General features: G+C 47.8%; 13 protein-coding genes, 2 pseudogenes and 1 riboswitch. Of the genes and pseudogenes, 8 read left to right on the top strand and 7 right to left on the bottom strand.

The window, feature by feature from the left end; genetic code table 11:
• The first annotated feature begins 5 nt into the window (after window positions 1-5).
• Window positions 6-242, top strand: coding sequence for a hypothetical protein (locus AC1DUA_RS00075; protein ID WP_477497780.1), 237 nt, complete (start codon window positions 6-8; stop codon window positions 240-242).
• Window positions 243-315: 73 nt separating this feature from the next.
• On the opposite strand, the gene AC1DUA_RS00070 is transcribed toward AC1DUA_RS00075, so the two are convergent.
• The 3 genes from AC1DUA_RS00070 to AC1DUA_RS00060 form a co-directional block, all read right to left on the bottom strand.
• Window positions 316-1728 (bottom strand): M23 family metallopeptidase, encoded by a 1413-nt coding sequence (locus tag AC1DUA_RS00070; protein WP_477497779.1) that lies wholly within the window; start codon window positions 1726-1728, stop codon window positions 316-318.
• A gap of 73 nt (window positions 1729-1801) precedes the next feature.
• A complete protein-coding gene (locus AC1DUA_RS00065; protein ID WP_145665171.1) occupies window positions 1802-2029 on the bottom strand; it encodes a cold-shock protein in 228 nt (75 codons plus the stop codon).
• Window positions 2030-2122: 93 nt separating this feature from the next.
• Entirely contained in the window at window positions 2123-2323 is a 201-nt protein-coding gene (locus AC1DUA_RS00060) for a cold-shock protein (protein ID WP_079415431.1), read from the bottom strand.
• A gap of 342 nt (window positions 2324-2665) precedes the next feature.
• Between AC1DUA_RS00060 and AC1DUA_RS00055 the strand changes: the two genes are divergently transcribed.
• Window positions 2666-4783 (top strand): multicopper oxidase domain-containing protein, encoded by a 2118-nt coding sequence (locus AC1DUA_RS00055; RefSeq protein ID WP_477497778.1) that lies wholly within the window; start codon window positions 2666-2668, stop codon window positions 4781-4783.
• A gap of 94 nt (window positions 4784-4877) precedes the next feature.
• A riboswitch (purine riboswitch) is annotated at window positions 4878-4977 on the top strand.
• A 70-nt stretch (window positions 4978-5047) separates the two neighbouring features.
• Window positions 5048-6388, top strand: coding sequence for a 5'-deoxyadenosine deaminase (locus AC1DUA_RS00050; RefSeq protein ID WP_477497777.1), 1341 nt, complete (start codon window positions 5048-5050; stop codon window positions 6386-6388).
• Window positions 6389-6709: 321 nt separating this feature from the next.
• Here the strand turns inward: AC1DUA_RS00050 and AC1DUA_RS00045 are convergent, their stop codons facing one another.
• Window positions 6710-7825, bottom strand: coding sequence for an amidohydrolase family protein (locus AC1DUA_RS00045; protein WP_477497776.1), 1116 nt, complete (start codon window positions 7823-7825; stop codon window positions 6710-6712).
• Window positions 7826-8048: 223 nt separating this feature from the next.
• On the opposite strand from AC1DUA_RS00045, the gene AC1DUA_RS00040 reads away from it, so the two are divergent.
• Entirely contained in the window at window positions 8049-9149 is a 1101-nt protein-coding gene (locus AC1DUA_RS00040; RefSeq protein WP_477497775.1) for a YncE family protein, read from the top strand.
• A 49-nt stretch (window positions 9150-9198) separates the two neighbouring features.
• Here the strand turns inward: AC1DUA_RS00040 and AC1DUA_RS00035 are convergent, their stop codons facing one another.
• From AC1DUA_RS00035 to AC1DUA_RS00025, 3 genes and pseudogenes are all read right to left on the bottom strand, one after another.
• Window positions 9199-9438: a hypothetical protein gene (locus AC1DUA_RS00035; RefSeq protein WP_477497774.1), complete on the bottom strand. Its 240-nt coding sequence runs from the start codon at window positions 9436-9438 to the stop codon at window positions 9199-9201.
• A 251-nt stretch (window positions 9439-9689) separates the two neighbouring features.
• A pseudogene (locus tag AC1DUA_RS00030) lies at window positions 9690-9976 on the bottom strand (glycosyltransferase family 2 protein); the annotation flags it as partial.
• A gap of 82 nt (window positions 9977-10058) precedes the next feature.
• Window positions 10059-11058: pseudogene (locus tag AC1DUA_RS00025) on the bottom strand (alkaline phosphatase family protein).
• Between the two features lie 296 nt (window positions 11059-11354).
• On the opposite strand from AC1DUA_RS00025, the gene AC1DUA_RS00020 reads away from it, so the two are divergent.
• The 4 genes from AC1DUA_RS00020 to AC1DUA_RS00005 form a co-directional block, all read left to right on the top strand.
• Window positions 11355-12317 (top strand): carbohydrate ABC transporter permease, encoded by a 963-nt coding sequence (locus AC1DUA_RS00020; RefSeq protein ID WP_477497773.1) that lies wholly within the window; start codon window positions 11355-11357, stop codon window positions 12315-12317.
• Window positions 12314-13165 carry a carbohydrate ABC transporter permease gene (locus AC1DUA_RS00015; RefSeq protein WP_477497772.1) on the top strand — a complete coding sequence of 284 codons (852 nt, stop codon included), beginning with the start codon at window positions 12314-12316 and terminating at the stop codon, window positions 13163-13165. Before AC1DUA_RS00020 ends, AC1DUA_RS00015 begins: the two co-directional genes overlap by 4 nt.
• Window positions 13166-13254: 89 nt before the next feature.
• Entirely contained in the window at window positions 13255-15006 is a 1752-nt protein-coding gene (locus tag AC1DUA_RS00010) for a cache domain-containing sensor histidine kinase (RefSeq protein WP_477497801.1), read from the top strand.
• A partial coding sequence (locus tag AC1DUA_RS00005; RefSeq protein ID WP_477497771.1) for a response regulator occupies window positions 14984-15308 on the top strand: 325 nt, incomplete at its 3' end. The genes AC1DUA_RS00010 and AC1DUA_RS00005, both read left to right, overlap by 23 nt.

Raw genomic sequence — 15308 nt, 5'->3', positions numbered from 1 at the left:
GGATTGTGTCGCAGCTCTTGACCAGGCAGTCCAGCAGCAGCCTTCAAGTGCTTGGCAAAAAGAGCGCTTGGCGGACCTACCGCGACGCTTTTGAGCAGCTGCTCCTTGAGGGGGCGACACTGATCTCCGACCGGGATCAACTGAATATTAACCAAAAGCTAGACCAGCTCATTCCCGAGGATGCGCAGCTCTTCGTCATCTGTGATGCGGAGACCTACGACCGGCTTTCTATGCTAAAATAATACAAATAGGACACCAACCCTCTCCGCATAGCGAAGAAGAATGGTGTCCTTTATCTTTTCCTTATCCTCACGTTCAACCCTTAGGCTTAACCTGAGCCGGCTGAACCCAACGAAACGGTGTCGTGTTCCAAAACAAATCTGGATTAACCTGTACATTATGCGCCCAAAATGTGAAGTGCAAATGCGGCCCCGTCGAGAACCCGGTTGTGCCGACTAGCCCAATGATGTCGCCCTGTTTCACGCGGTCGCCTGTTTTCACCCGCAGCTCGGAGAGATGCGCGTACTGCGAAAAAAGCCCCATTCCATGATCGAGATAGATGGAATTGCCGGTCAAATACAGGCTCTCGGCCAGCGCCACGATCCCATCATTCGTCGCTTTGATCGGGGTGCCCTCCTTCGCGGCCAGGTCAACCGCCATATGCGCGCTATCATACTTCCCGTTAACGTAACGGGTATAGCCATATGGCGTCGTTAGAATCCCCTCGATGGGCTTCACGAATGGCCCGCTGAACAGAAACTCTGGCTCGGACTTGCTTCGCGCCAGATCGATTTTCTTCTGATCGGCATTGATGCGCGCCGTATCCTGCTTCATGCTCTCCATCTCAGATGTGACTTTGAGATACTGCGTCTCGAACTTCTTCGCCACGATGGTGAGCGTCTGATCGCCGATCGGATATTTGCCGGGCTTCGCACTCATCCCAATCGGCAAATAAGTGAAATACCCCGCTCCGTATGGCTGGAGCGTGTATGTTTTGTTCAGCCAGGTGATCGTCCCTGGCTCATCGTGACGAACAAGCACCGCATCTCCAGGCGCAGCGCTCTCAGGCACGAGCTTCCACTTGGCGCTCATGATCCCTTTCGCTGCTTCCTGCGTTGCGTACAGCTCTTTCTCCTTAGCCAGCTGCTGCAAATGGCTCTTCTCCTTGAGGATGGCTTCTTTGACCTCCGTGGTCATGCCATCCACCCAAGTCTGCCCGCCGTCAGCGGTTATCAGCAGCGGATTCTTCGCATCCTTGCTGCTCGCGGGCAGCGCCCAACCAATACGCGGTGTCAGGAACTGTGTTTGCTTCACCGGAAACGCAACCCCGCCCAACGTCGCCGTCAACGGGCTAGGGCTAGTACTAACTGAGCTTGTTGACCCAGCTTCTTCTAAGCTTAACAGCTCAGCGAGCGAACCATCGACTGCTGTTTCCGCAGCAGCCACTTCTCCAGCGGCCGGCTGCCACAAGCCGCCACCATCCTCGGTCGCCGCGATCCCATCGGCGTATTTCACCCAGCCATGGTCCAGATCGACCATGCGGAACTCCAAAGCCTCTCTAGGCGGAGGCGTGGGCACTGATGTTGCTGCCACGGGAGTATCCTTCCCGGCTGTGTTCCAGGAAGAGACGGGGCCAAATGGTGATTTGCCTATTACGATGACGGCACATGCTGCAAGCACACAAGCGCCTACCAACAGCGGCCATTGCCGACGTTTTTTTGTTTTCACAGCCTCTATTCCTCCCTCGCTTGCGATAACATAAAAAACCCGAAGACAGCAGGGTCTCCGGGTTTCCATTATATTAAATTTGAACGCCTTTTTTGAGCGCTTTCTGATCACTGCTTGTGTTATTAACTAAAGGAAGTAACTTGACGCTTCGAACCATGGTGGACTGACACAAGTGGCAAGTCGGAACGTGATCGAATGTAAAATTATCTCGCATCCAGCCTTTACAGCCTTCTTGTTCACAAGACCATATCGTCACATTTTCTAGAGGCATCTCTTCAAATGACTTTTTTCTGGAATACATGATGAACCTCCTCAGCGTTTTACGTAAGTAAACTTCAATAGCTAAATTGAAAAAGACTGCCATTACAAAGTAAAGGCAGTCTTTTAAATTATATTACAGTTTTACAACGTTTTCTGCTTGTGGTCCGCGGTTGCCTTGAACAACGCTGAACTCAACTTGTTGGCCTTCGTCCAAAGTTTTGAAACCGTCGCCTTGGATTGCGGAGAAGTGAACGAATACATCGTTGCCGCCTTCAACTTCGATGAAACCGAAACCTTTTTCTGCGTTAAACCATTTTACTGTACCAGTAGCCATGAGAAATACCTCCAAAAATTATTAACATGTTTTTTATTCTTCAAAGAGAAAAAAATTCACACATTGTAAAAGTTTCACTAACAAAAATGAAAACCCTTTACAATATGTGAATTCAGGTTCTTTTTGTCGATTGGATTTATAATAACACATCACATTTGAAAACGCAAACTATTTCCAATTCTTACATGCTGATTGTAATCGCTTACCCGACCTTGGATGCGAATAAAGAAGGAGAGTACCCCCAACTTTAGTCTAGGTAGTCACTTGGTCCCTGGACCGTTTGCCGCCTCAAGAAGGGACTCTATACTGGAGGTATCGTAAACACTTAGGAGGGTCATCATTTTGTACAACATAAGTATTGGAACCATACTGTTAGCTTCATTGCTATTCGTGATATTTACCTGGATCGGGAGCGTTAAGGCTTCTCGACTGCTCTATAGCCGCACAATTGAACGCATGCATCATAAAACGCGCAAGCTGTTATTCTGGGCATGGTTCCCAATCATCCCAGCCGCCGCAATTCTAGGAGCTATCGTCTGGCTACAGCAGACCATGCTCACCACCTTTTGGATCGATCATGCGCTGATTCAAGCACCACTGGTGATTCTGCCGCTTCTAACCATCTGGTTCATAGCCGTGCCTAAACTGTTCAAACTTCGCGGGATTACGAAGCAAGCTTTAGGAGAGCACGAGCAGGAAACGCCTAGTGAATTGACAGCACACTTGAGCGCAGCCGCTCCAGGCCTCATCATTCCTTTTCAAATGACTGCACTCGCCGCATTAACTTCCTTTTATTTCGCACTAGTGCCATCTGTGCCGTTCAAATGGCTTGATATATCCATACCGCTGGCTGTCTTCGTGCTGGCAACAGCAGGACTTTGGTGGAGGCACCAGATCCGTTATGGGGAGGTAAGTAAGATGGAAACTTATATAGCCCCCGCCTTTTGGAAACGCAGCTTGGTTATGCTCAGTGTACTCGCAGTGTTGGGAGCTTCAGGTTATTATCTTTTTAACTATGCTATGGATAAAAGCGAACTGCCTGCGGAAATCGATATGGCAAGCGGGACGCATGATTACGGTGGTGGAATGCCAGCAGACATGAGTATGCATAATCACCAAAGCGGTATGGCTGCCATGAACAGCAATTCGGGCAAAATGATCTCTGTCGCCGACCTGACAGGCCAGCTCGAGGGGACGCCGGATCGTCGTTTTACACTTACCGCTCAGAAAAAAACGGTCGCGCTTAGCTCTGGCAAAACCGTCGACGCTTGGACGTACAACGGGCAAATCCCGGGACCGGAGCTACGCATGAAGGAGGGCGAGTTGATCGAGGTCACGCTCATTAACCAAGATATCGAGCAAGGCGTTACCGCTCACTGGCATGGCCTTGATGTGCCGAATGCTGAAGATGGCGTTGCCGGCGCCACGCAAAATGCGGTCTTGCCAGGTGAAACGTATACGTACCGCTTCCGAGCCGAGCAGGTAGGTACCTTCTGGTATCACTCCCATCAGGACTCACGCGAAGCCGTCAGCATGGGACTCTTCGGCGCATTGATCGTTGAACCGAAAACAGAACCTTTACAGCCAGTAAAAGATATCACCGTGATGACGCATCGCTGGAAAGGCGCTTCGATTGCCGTTGGCGCCTCGGATCAACTCGAACGCATGGCGATCGCTCCAGGAACGCCTGTCCGAATGCGGTTGATTAACACTGACGATTGGGTGAATCAGAACTATACGCTTGTTGGCACACATTTTGAGGTGGCGGCCATTGATGGCACAGAACTGAATAAGCCGGACGTGTTGACCAATACCCGTGTAATTGTGCCTACTGGAGGAAGGTATGATATCACGTTCATCATGCCTGAGCGTCCAGTCTATTTAAATGTAGGAGAGAATCATAATGGAGGTATTCTAATGTCATCCGATGGCAGCGGAAACGTTCCTGAGACTCCGAAGACCGTGGATTTCGATCCACTTTCCTATGGTAGCCCGGCAGCAACCGCTTTTGATGCGAGCAGCCGCTTCGACAGAGAGTTCACCTTGATTCTGGATAATAAACTCGGCATTTTTAACCGCAACTTTAATTTCCTCTATACATTGAATGGAGAAGTATTCCCGAATGCGCCGATGTTTATGGTGAAGGAAGGGGATATCGTCAAAATGACCTTCATGAACCGCGGAAATGTCGATCACCCGATGCATCTGCATGGACATCACGTACTTGTCCTGTCGCGTAATGGCAAGCCATCAACCGGCAGCCCTTGGTGGTCAGATACGCTGAACGTATTGCCAGGAGAGACGTATGAAGTCGCTTTTGTAGCCAATAATCCGGGGTTGTGGATGGATCACTGCCATAATCTTGCTCATGCCGCCGAAGGCATGTCGATGCACCTCATGTATGAAGGTGTGACAACGCCTTATTCCGCAGGCAGCGGAACGCCAAATCATCCCGAGTAAAAAGAGGGAGGGGATGTAGGGTTCGTGTTAGCATTCATAACATTCCGTTGACAAATAGCCGACATCGGTTTACGCTATAGAGAAGCAGGAACGACACGAACTGAATAATCTCTTTCGTATAACCTTAATAATCGGATTAAGGGTCTCTACTTAGAAACCGTAAATTTCTAGCTACGAAGAATGTGCGCATTTGCATATTTTTCGTGGCTAGTTTTTTTATGTTCCTGACGTCATACAATAAACAGAAGCAGGAGGTTTATGCCCATGGCGACTATACTTATTAAAAATGCTGAATTAGTAACGATGAACCGCGACGGGGATATTTTCATCGGAGATATGCTCATTGAAAATGACAGGATCAAGGCAATCGGACCTGACTTGAATGTGGACCCCGCGCAAATCGATAAGGTGATTGATGCCAGGAACCGAACGGTCATTCCAGGTTTCGTGCAGACTCATATCCATTTATGCCAAACATTGTTCCGTGGCAAAGGGGATGATCTGGAGCTGATGGATTGGCTGAAACAGCGGATTTGGCCACTGGAAGCTTCCCATGACGAGGAATCCATCTATTATTCCGCTTTGCTCGGGATTGGCGAGCTGATTCAAAGCGGTACAACAACCATCGTAGATATGGAGACGGTGCATCATACCGACTTCGCCTTCCAAGCCATCGCATCGAGCGGGATCCGCGCTTTGTCCGGCAAAGTGATGATGGACAAGGGCGATGAGGTGCCATTCCCCTTGCAAGAGAAAACGTCCGAATCGCTTCAACAAAGCGTCGATCTGCTCGAGAAATGGAACGGCCACGACGACGGCCGGATCCAATACGCGTTCTCGCCGCGTTTCGTCATCTCGTGCACGGAGGAGCTGCTGCGCGAAGTTCGCAGCTTATCCGAGCAGTACCAAGTGAGAGTGCATACGCACGCATCAGAGAATCTAGGCGAGATTGAGATTGTGCAGGCCGAGACCGGCATGCGCAATGTCGTTTATCTCGACCATCTGGGCTTAGCGAATGAGCGCCTCATTCTGGCGCACTGCATTTGGCTTGATGATGAGGAGAAGCGCATCATCCATGAGCGTGGCGTCCACGTGAGCCACTGCCCAGGCTCAAACCTGAAGCTGGCTTCGGGGATTGCCGAGACGCCCGACATGCTGAAGCTCGACATCTCTGTCTCGCTCGGCGCTGATGGCGCACCGTGCAACAACAATCTCGATATGTTCAATGAGATGCGTTTGGCTGCGCTGATCCAGAAGCCCGTGCATGGACCGACGGCGATGAACGCGCAGACGGTCTTCCGCATGGCGACCATCGGCGGCGCGCGTGCGGTCGGTATGGAGAAGGAGATCGGCAGTCTTGAGGTCGGCAAGAAAGCCGACTTGGCGATCCTCGATCTCATCAACTTCCACACGTATCCGTCCTTCGACGTGGATCCGATCTCGCGCATCGTGTATTCCGCGACACGCGCGGATGTGGAGACAACGATCATTAATGGTCGGATCGTGATGGAGAACCGCATCATGCGGACGATCGACAAGGACATCGTCCTGCCTGAGGCAAACCGCTCGATCCAGCGGCTGTTGAAGCGCGCTAACCTGCGCTAGCAAGCCAAAGCCAGTCTTCCACCGGTATGCAAATACGGATGGAAGATTGGCTTTTTCCGTCATGTGCTATCGGTTTATTATCGCGGATGCATGATTTATTCGCGAGAAAGTGTAAAAAATACAGTAAACCTTCGCGTTTTAGCACAATTCAGAAGTGATCATGCATTTTGTACATCAAAATCAGTAGATATCCCCGAAAATGGGGTGATTATGCTAAATTTGATGTACTTTATGCATGATTTGACTCCGGAGGCAACAAGTCTCATCTATTTGATGTACTTTTTACATGTTGTTACTAGCCATTACTCCTCACACTCATCACTATTTGCCCCAAAGCAGCTTCCCAGCCTCGAACTTTGTAAGCTTCGTAACATCGCGTGTGGCATCCTTCTTCAGAATAGCTTCCTTCTGCGTTGTGGTAGCTGGTTCATTCCGAAGGATTGCATCTAAATTATCATAAGCCACTTTCTTAATCAGCGAAGGATCGCCAATGGCATCCATGACACGATACATCGCCTCGATGGCGGCATCTTCAGTTGCAAGTCCGAAGCCAGAGTCAGTGCTGAGCATGAACTTGTCAGGGAACTGCTTCATAACAGGCAGAAAATCCTCGATCCTGTTCGTACTATCTGGATTGAGCAAGGTAAACCCAGCAAAAAAATCCATATAGATATTATCATACTTCTCTAATAATTGTTTGATATTCTCTGGGGAATTATAGGCATTCGCATGACCGAAAATGAAGGCCGTTTGGGGATGTGCAGCCAACGCTTCCTCCAATTTATCAATCACGAAGCCATTCGGAGGATCGATATGGAGTAGAATCGGCGCTTGATACTCCGCGCACAACTCATAAATTTGCGGTAGAAAGCCGTCCATAGGGTCCTTGGCCTTCCATTCCACTTTCGATACAACGGGTGAGTTATATGAAGCAGCCGCAATTTCACCAAGTCCAAAATAACCTTGTTCCAGATTATTCCTTACGACCTCAAGACTAGACGGATCATGCAGATTAAAGCCTGAAAAATAAGGCACAAAGAAATCAGGCCTTTCTATATAAGCATTCCAGGCATAGGCATCGGTTCGAATCGCGCTCGACTCCGATACATCCCCGAAAAGAATCACACGATCCATCGCATCTCGCTTCYAMATATTCTGCATGTCTATGTACTTCGAATCGCTGGCATCATGGTTATGCGCATCCGAAAGCGGTAGAGAGCCGTATTGCTGAAGCAGATCGTCGAAACTCTTTTTCGCAGGCGCGGATGGAATAGTCTCAACAGCTGTTGCCGTGGTTGCTGCCGCCAGGGAGGTTGCAACCTCTGTCGGTTCGCTTGTCCTTTCCCCGAGATGAAGCGAGCTCAACCCCCAAATCCCAACCCCAACACATGCGCAAGCGCTTACACCAACTGCCATGCTTAACTTCTTTTTAGACATCCCAGACACTCCATTCCCTTAGCCAATCTCCCCAAATCTCAATCGCCTAAATTATACCATTATTTTCATTTTGTGTGGAGTGAAACCGTCAGAAGGGCCCTCAGAGAAATAGCGGACTATAGTTCACTAAAAACTCACCTGAGGCTAAAGTAAACAAGTTTCCGATTTCTTTTTTCAACCATATACTATTGCATTCATTAAATACAGGGAAGGGGGGACTCCGATGATCCACTTCTCAAAGCCCCTTATTCAAGCCAAGGTTCAAGTAAATGCAGATCCAGCCGAACAGTTCAACAAGATCAGACACACCCATAACCCGCAAGTCATCAAGATTGTGCCCGTGGCCGGCCAAGTAGGGGATATTCGCGTTAACTCTTTTACTGGCCGTGTCTATTATGTCAATGGAGAGAATCTAGTAGGCGTACTGGACGGTAACACTAATAAATTGATCGGTCATGTGCAGACGGGAGATGGCGTCCTATTCCTGGCTGTGAACACGCGCACCAACCGAATTTACTCAACGAACTTCCGAGCTGCAAGCGTCACCGTCATTAACGGAAAAACGAATAAAGTAGTCACCAACGTCTCTGTCGGCGCGCGCCCTTTTGGCATTGCCATTCATCGTGGAAGCAATCGCATCTATGTCGCCAGTACGAGCGGAACGATTAGCATCATCGACGGCTTCACTAACCGTGTCCTTAAAACCATTAAGGTCGGCGGATCACCAGCCCTAATCGCTATTGATGAACGAACCAATCGGATCTATGTCACAAATGTAGGCAAAGATTCCATTCATGTTATCGAYGGTTTTACCATGAGCGTGATCAAAATGATAAAAGTAGGTAAAAATCCGATTATTACACCGGGTATTATCCCTGAGACGAATCGGATCTACGTGGCTAATAATTTAAGCCGTTTTGCCTCTGTGATATCAGGCACAACGCTCGGGAGAAGCACGCCCATTCAGCTCGGAAGACGCCAAAGCGAGCTTGCCGTTAACGTTCTAACGAATCGTATCTATCTAACAAGCGCTCAGCAGGAAGGAAAAGGAAAACTATTCGTTATTAATGGCTTAACCAATACGATTGCGACCACCTTCTCCATCCCCACTTTCTCTTCACTCCTCGTCAACCCGTTGACGAACCGATATTATGTCGGGGATTCAGATACCCGCGATCTGTTCGTGTACAGCGGGCTAACGAACCGGCTGCTGGTCAAGCTGCGAACTGGACAGTCAGCAGGGAACATGGCCTTGAATAAGCGGAGCAACCGGATTTATGTTGGGAATGAAAGCTCTATCACCGTCATTCAAGATCACAGATAACAAATAAGCCTCAAAACCCACAGCATGTGGGCTTGGAGGCTTATTTGCGTTATCCCTCGCTGCTTGAGCGAAGGGCGGTATTTTTGCGCTGAACAGCTTTCATTAGATCAGCGTTAGTCTTGTGTTCATCGGCCATATGAATTAATGCGCCGACGTCCTTCGGCAAGCATTTGCCACCGTAGCCGCGATTGACCAGGCTGATGTCAGCAGACTGCCCTCCGAATGTAAGCCATGACCGGTGCCGCAAATCTGAAATAGCCATTAGGCCGGCTAATAATTGCCTCTTCAAATTTTTACCCCCAGACAATTGTCTAATAATTTTGAATATTTTTTCTTCCAAGACTATTACTGATTAACATTGATAATTATTATCAATTAAAGTGTCAACAACTATATTTTTTAAATATTTCTCSGCCTTTTTCACTTGATCCACTCGCACAAAATAATGTGGTGATAGGCGGGATCAAATAGAGACTCCGATGTGAATTCAGCGATCTATTTCAGGTGCCCATCTACAGGTTTTCCCTGCTGAATAAACCCTTAACGACATGAACTTGCTTGGCGTTTCTTGGAGACTGGGCGTCTCATTTCTTTATAGATTGCCGGGATCACAGAGGAAACGTACTGTCTGAACTTAATGAAGGATTGGCCTTTTGTTCGTACCTGGTAGGAAATCGGTATTCCCTCTAATCTGTAGCCTTGACGAACCAGATTAATCGTCAGCACCTGGGCGTAGTTATAGTCATGAATAATGGCGCATTCTCCATGGCGTCGCGCGAGAAACCGCGCATCCCCGACTGGCAGTCATAAATCCATCTGCGCAGAATCTGTTCCGTCGGTACGCGGGCAATAACCCCGCTGATATTCTCTTCTTCGTTATGTGCGGGCATGAAAACGATAATTTTCTTCTTAGTCATGTTGGTCGATAGCCTCCGTTAGTACAGGTCCGCGACTATGGCTTGGGAACGGCGCGCCAAGCAGATAGGCGAGCGTTGGAGCCATAGATACGAGGGAATGCTTTTCATCAATGCGGTGGCCTTGTTTGATCGACCTACCATGCAGGAAAAATGGCACGTAGCGCTCTCCCTCATCTAGATGGCCGTGACCTCCGATGCCGTCAGCTTGGCCATGATCCGCACAAAGAATGAGCGTTGTGTTCTCCATCATTCCCCGCTCCTCAAGTCAGCCTACGAACTCCTCGATCAGCTTGTCGGCTTCTGCGATTTTCTGCGTATAGTCGTCATAGAGCACGCCACGGCTGTGTCCTGTTTGATCAACACCGATCAGCTGGGCAACTAATAAATCCGGATTTTGCTCCGCCATAATCTTCTTGGCCCGTTCAATAATATTGCGGTCGGCAACGTCACTATGCATGACGGCTGTTATGCTCTCCACATCGTCGCCCATTTTCAAATTGACGATAATAATGGGTCCATACAAACAGCAGCAGCAAGAACTTAGGCATCTGTTCCTGGGCATTGCCGCTAGTCGAATCGCTATTCTTCAGAACAAGCTTCCAGAAGCGGCTAAAGTTCCACCAAGTTGTCCCAATTCTCAGATGATAATAAAAATTTCCCCAGAAGTAGATGGTGAAAAATAAAAAAAGTCCGATCGCTAATAAATAAATGAAAAATTCAGACATTTACCAAACTAGCATGGCGGCAATAAAGGGCAGCCACAGGTAATTGCGTAAAAATAGCGGAAAATCGAAGCAATAATACAGGACAAAAAGAGGGAGGGTCACAAGAAAACCCAGTCCGCAAGCTGACCAGAAGCCGGGATCGGACCACTGGCCAATGTGATAGAGCAGGAAAACCCCCACGACTAAGATCGGAGTAAACGGCTTGCCTTCATTAAGAAGGTTCCAGCACCTCGCTGCTACAATTTCAAATGATGAAGCTTTCTTCATAAGTTGTCATCCTTCCGTAGTAAACCATGTCTTGTTGTTGGGATAGCCGGCTTAAGATGTTTAATCCAATTACTTATTTCTTGCCAATGTAGTGGCATTAATATCTCAGAAACTTTTTGATAATGATTATTATTATTAATACAGGAGGTACCCTGTCTACGCGTCAATGATAATATTGGTTGTTTTACCAGTGTTCGATTGTGAATGAATTGTGTTCATTACTCTCATTTTTCAGGGGGCTGTTAGCTTTTATACTAAGCATATAGGTGTTTCGACATGAAAGGCGGTTATTCCCAATGAAAGCTGAAACGAATAGTACTCCACAAAGCGTTCAATCCCGAAAAATAACAACATCCTTCACGCTAAAAGGTCGCTGGGAATCGCCATTAGCGGGGTATTTGTTTATCTCCCCTTGGCTCCTGGGCTTTCTGCTGCTTACCCTCTGGCCGATGATCCAATCGATGTATTATTCTTTTACCAAATATACGCTGCTTGACGCGCCGGAATGGATCGGCTTACGCAATTATGAGCGGATTTTTGCAGATGACGAGATTTTTCGACAGTCTTTGAAAATAACGATCCTGTTTGTCGTATTGTCTGTGCCAATAAAGCTGTTTAGCGCGCTTATGGTGGCCATGTTGCTCAATAAGAAAATCAAAGGAATTTCGGTTTATCGGACGTTCATTTATTTACCTTCATTAATAGGAAGCAGCATTGCAGTAGCTATCCTTTGGCAAAATATTTTCGGCATGGACGGCTTTATTAATAAATTTCTCGGTATGCTCGGCATAGACGGTATCAGCTGGATCAGCAATCCCAAGACCGCTTTAGGCACATTAATTATCCTTGTCGCTTGGCAGTTCGGTTCGTCCATGGTGATCTTCCTTGCCGGGCTCAAACAAATCCCTGCGGAATTATATGAGGCTTCATCCGTTGACGGCGCTTCGAAAGTAAGGCAATTTGTCAGTATTACCCTGCCGATGCTATCCCCTGTTCTGCTGTTTAATCTTGTATTGCAAACCATTGGTTCTTTCCAAATGTTCACACAAGCCTTCATCATTACAAAAGGTGGCCCTATCAACTCGACGTATATGTACGCTTTGTACCTCTACGATCGCGCCTTCTCCCGCTATGAAATGGGTTATGCATCGGCACTGGCCTGGATACTTCTCGTAGTGATCGCGGTCGTGACCGCAATAATTTTCGCCTCGTCCCGCTACTGGGTATTCTACGAAACAGAAGGAGCGAAAGGTAAATGAGAAACCCACTGATATCTGCTCGAACGTTACGAACTCATTCCTTATTGGCCTTATTCAGTCTAGTCATGATCTATCCTATGTTGTGGTGGTTCGGAGCGGCCTTCAAGTCCAATGCCGAGATGAGCTCTCCTTCTCTTTTTCCAAACCAATGGTTGTGGACTAACTTCAGCGAAGGCTGGGTAGCCATTCCTAAATTTACTTTTACCCATTTCTATATGAATACATTTGAATTAATTGCCGGAGTCCTTATTACGTCTGTCCTCTCCTGCAGTTTGGTCGCTTTCGGCTTCGCACGGTTGGATTTTCCATTGAAAAACTTCTGGTTTGCCATCCTGATGGTTACACTTATGCTACCAAGCCAAGTTACTTTGGTGCCTCAGTACATCATGTTTAATACCTGGGGATGGGTGAACACGTACCTGCCCTTCTATGTACCGCACGCCTTAGCTGGAGGAATTGGAGGCCCCTTCTTCATCTTCCTGCTGGTGCAGTTCATCCGCGGCATTCCGCGTGAGCTCGATGAGTCGGCCAAAATGGACGGCTGCAGCTGGTTCGGCATTTATTGGCGAATTGTGCTTCCGTTAACGAAGCCAGCCCTTGTCACAGTGGCCATTTATTGTTTCCTCTGGAATTGGGACGACTTCTTCGGACACCTGCTTTATATCAACTCGGTCAGTAAATACACCGTTGGCCTTGCTTTGAAGCTGTTCGTGGACAGCCAATCGGCACTGCCTTGGGGGCAATTGCTGGCGATGTCGCTTCTTTCCATCGTGCCTTCTCTCATCATCTTTTTTATGGCACAGCGCCATTTTGTTGACGGCATTGCCTCCGGTGCTGTGAAAGGCTAAAATGAAATAAACATGAAAAAGGTTGCGCATTTGGCAGCCTTTTTTTCCAATTTAATAGCATCTTATGAGGGGGATCAGCCTTGTTTACTATGTTTAAGCGTGTCCGCATCGGCCGGCTGTTCTTCGGTAGTTTCGCCGCATTCATCGCCGTGCTTCTACTTGTCACCTCATGGATAAGCTACAGCCTCACTTCGCGTGAGCTGGCCAGCAATACCGCTAATTATCAGCAGGATCTATTAAATGAATTAAATAAACGTTTAGTCATTCAGTTAAATTCGATTGAGCAAATGTCTCTAGCTGCATCTAGGAACATCGACATTATCGGATATGACCCGCTCGAAAGCGATTTATTCGAGCGCAATCGCCGCAAGCAGGATTTGGAGAATTTGCTTGCCAGCATTACCTACAGCACAACCATGGTACAATCGATTTATTTGTACACAGAGCGGCCTTTTATGCCGGATTCCCAAGGGCCTATCCGAGTCTACAATTTGCAAAAAGTACGCGAAGAAGACTGGTTTCCGGACATTCAAAATAACGATTCCGCTTGGATTAAAGAACGGACGATTCAGACCAACCAAGGTCCGCTGAAAGTAATCGGCTATGCCAGGAAGCTTTATAATAACTCCGGTATTTACTACGGTATGCTGATGCTCAATGTGAAATCCTCTGAAATTCAGAACTTGATTCGCGGGGAAACGGAAGGTCGAAGCCGGCTCTTATTCGACGCTAGCGGCAGGAAAATTGCATCGAYTGGGGATCAAAGTCTACAAGGCGATGAGCTTGATAAATTGAAAGTCGTGAATGCCAAGTCTGGAAGCACTCATCTCTCAACCAAACAGCAAAGCGATTCCTTACTAGTATGGAGTGAATCGCCTTCTAACTGGATGCTAGTTGAGGTAACGCCTTGGAAAAACATTATTAATGGCAGTATCCGTTTAGCGCTGATTCTCTTAACTGTGGGGCTTTCTGCCATTATTATTGGATTTTTTGTCACATTTTTTATTTCTAGACAGTTTACCAAACCAATCAAACTCCTGCTCAACTTCATGAGCAAGCTTCCAGAACGGGGTTTTGCTACAGACTTACCTCAAGACTATACCAATGAGTTTGGGAACCTATTTAATGGTTATCGCAAGCAGATGGAGCGCATTGAGGAGCTGTTGGACTCCTTGAAGGCTCAGCATAAACGCCAGCGCGAAGCGGAAATTCAAGCGCTGCAAGCGATGATTAATCCCCATTTTCTGTACAATACGCTGGATCAATTAAATTGGTTAGCCATTGACTCAGGGCAAGATAAGATCAGCAAAATTCTTTCCTTAATGGGCAAAATGTTCCGTATCGRCCTGTCGAATGGGGAGACGCTCATTCCGATCGCCGACGAAATCACGCATGTCGAATGTTATTTGCAAATTCAGCAAATCCGCTGGGGAGAGCGCTTATCATTCACCATCCATGTCGATGAGTCCGCACGGGAGCTCTTTATCCCCAGGCTAACTTTGCAGCCTTTTATTGAGAATGCTATTATTCACGGCTTCCATGGAAGGAAAAAAGGGGAGCTCCAAGTGAGTGTACAACTGGTCAATCAAGACATCCAATTCAAGATTTGGGATGACGGCGTCGGGCTGCGTCCGGATTGGAATCAACCAAAGGTAAGAAAAACGGGCGGCTATGGCGTGCGCAACGTGAAAGAGCGGATCGAGGCTTATTTCGGACTTCCATACGGCGTTCAAATGAGCAGCTCTAACGGCAATGGTACGCTTGTCACGGTTCTGCTGCCACAAATTCAATACAAAGAACAGGTAGAGGAGCAGTATTATGTGGAAAATACTCATCATTGATGATGACTTTCAAGTGCTCGAAGGCATGAAAAAGGCGATTCCTTGGGAAGCCATCGACGCTGAATTCGCCGGTGAAGCCAGCGATGGTGCCGAGGGGCTGGAGATGATCGGCAATATCCAGCCGGATATCGTCATTACGGACATCTATATGCCAGTGATGAACGGCCTTGAAATGATTGAAAAGCTCCGGGAAGCGAACTTTCCAGGAGAAATCATTATCTTAAGCGGATATACCGATTTCCAATATGCCCGGCAAGCTTTGCGGCTGCAGGTCAGTGACTATTTATCGAAACCTGTTACCG

This window comes from Paenibacillus sp. 01T422, assembly GCF_056398785.1.
The sequence above is the reverse complement of the archived record's forward strand: the minus strand, read 5'-3'. Positions and strand labels throughout refer to the sequence as shown.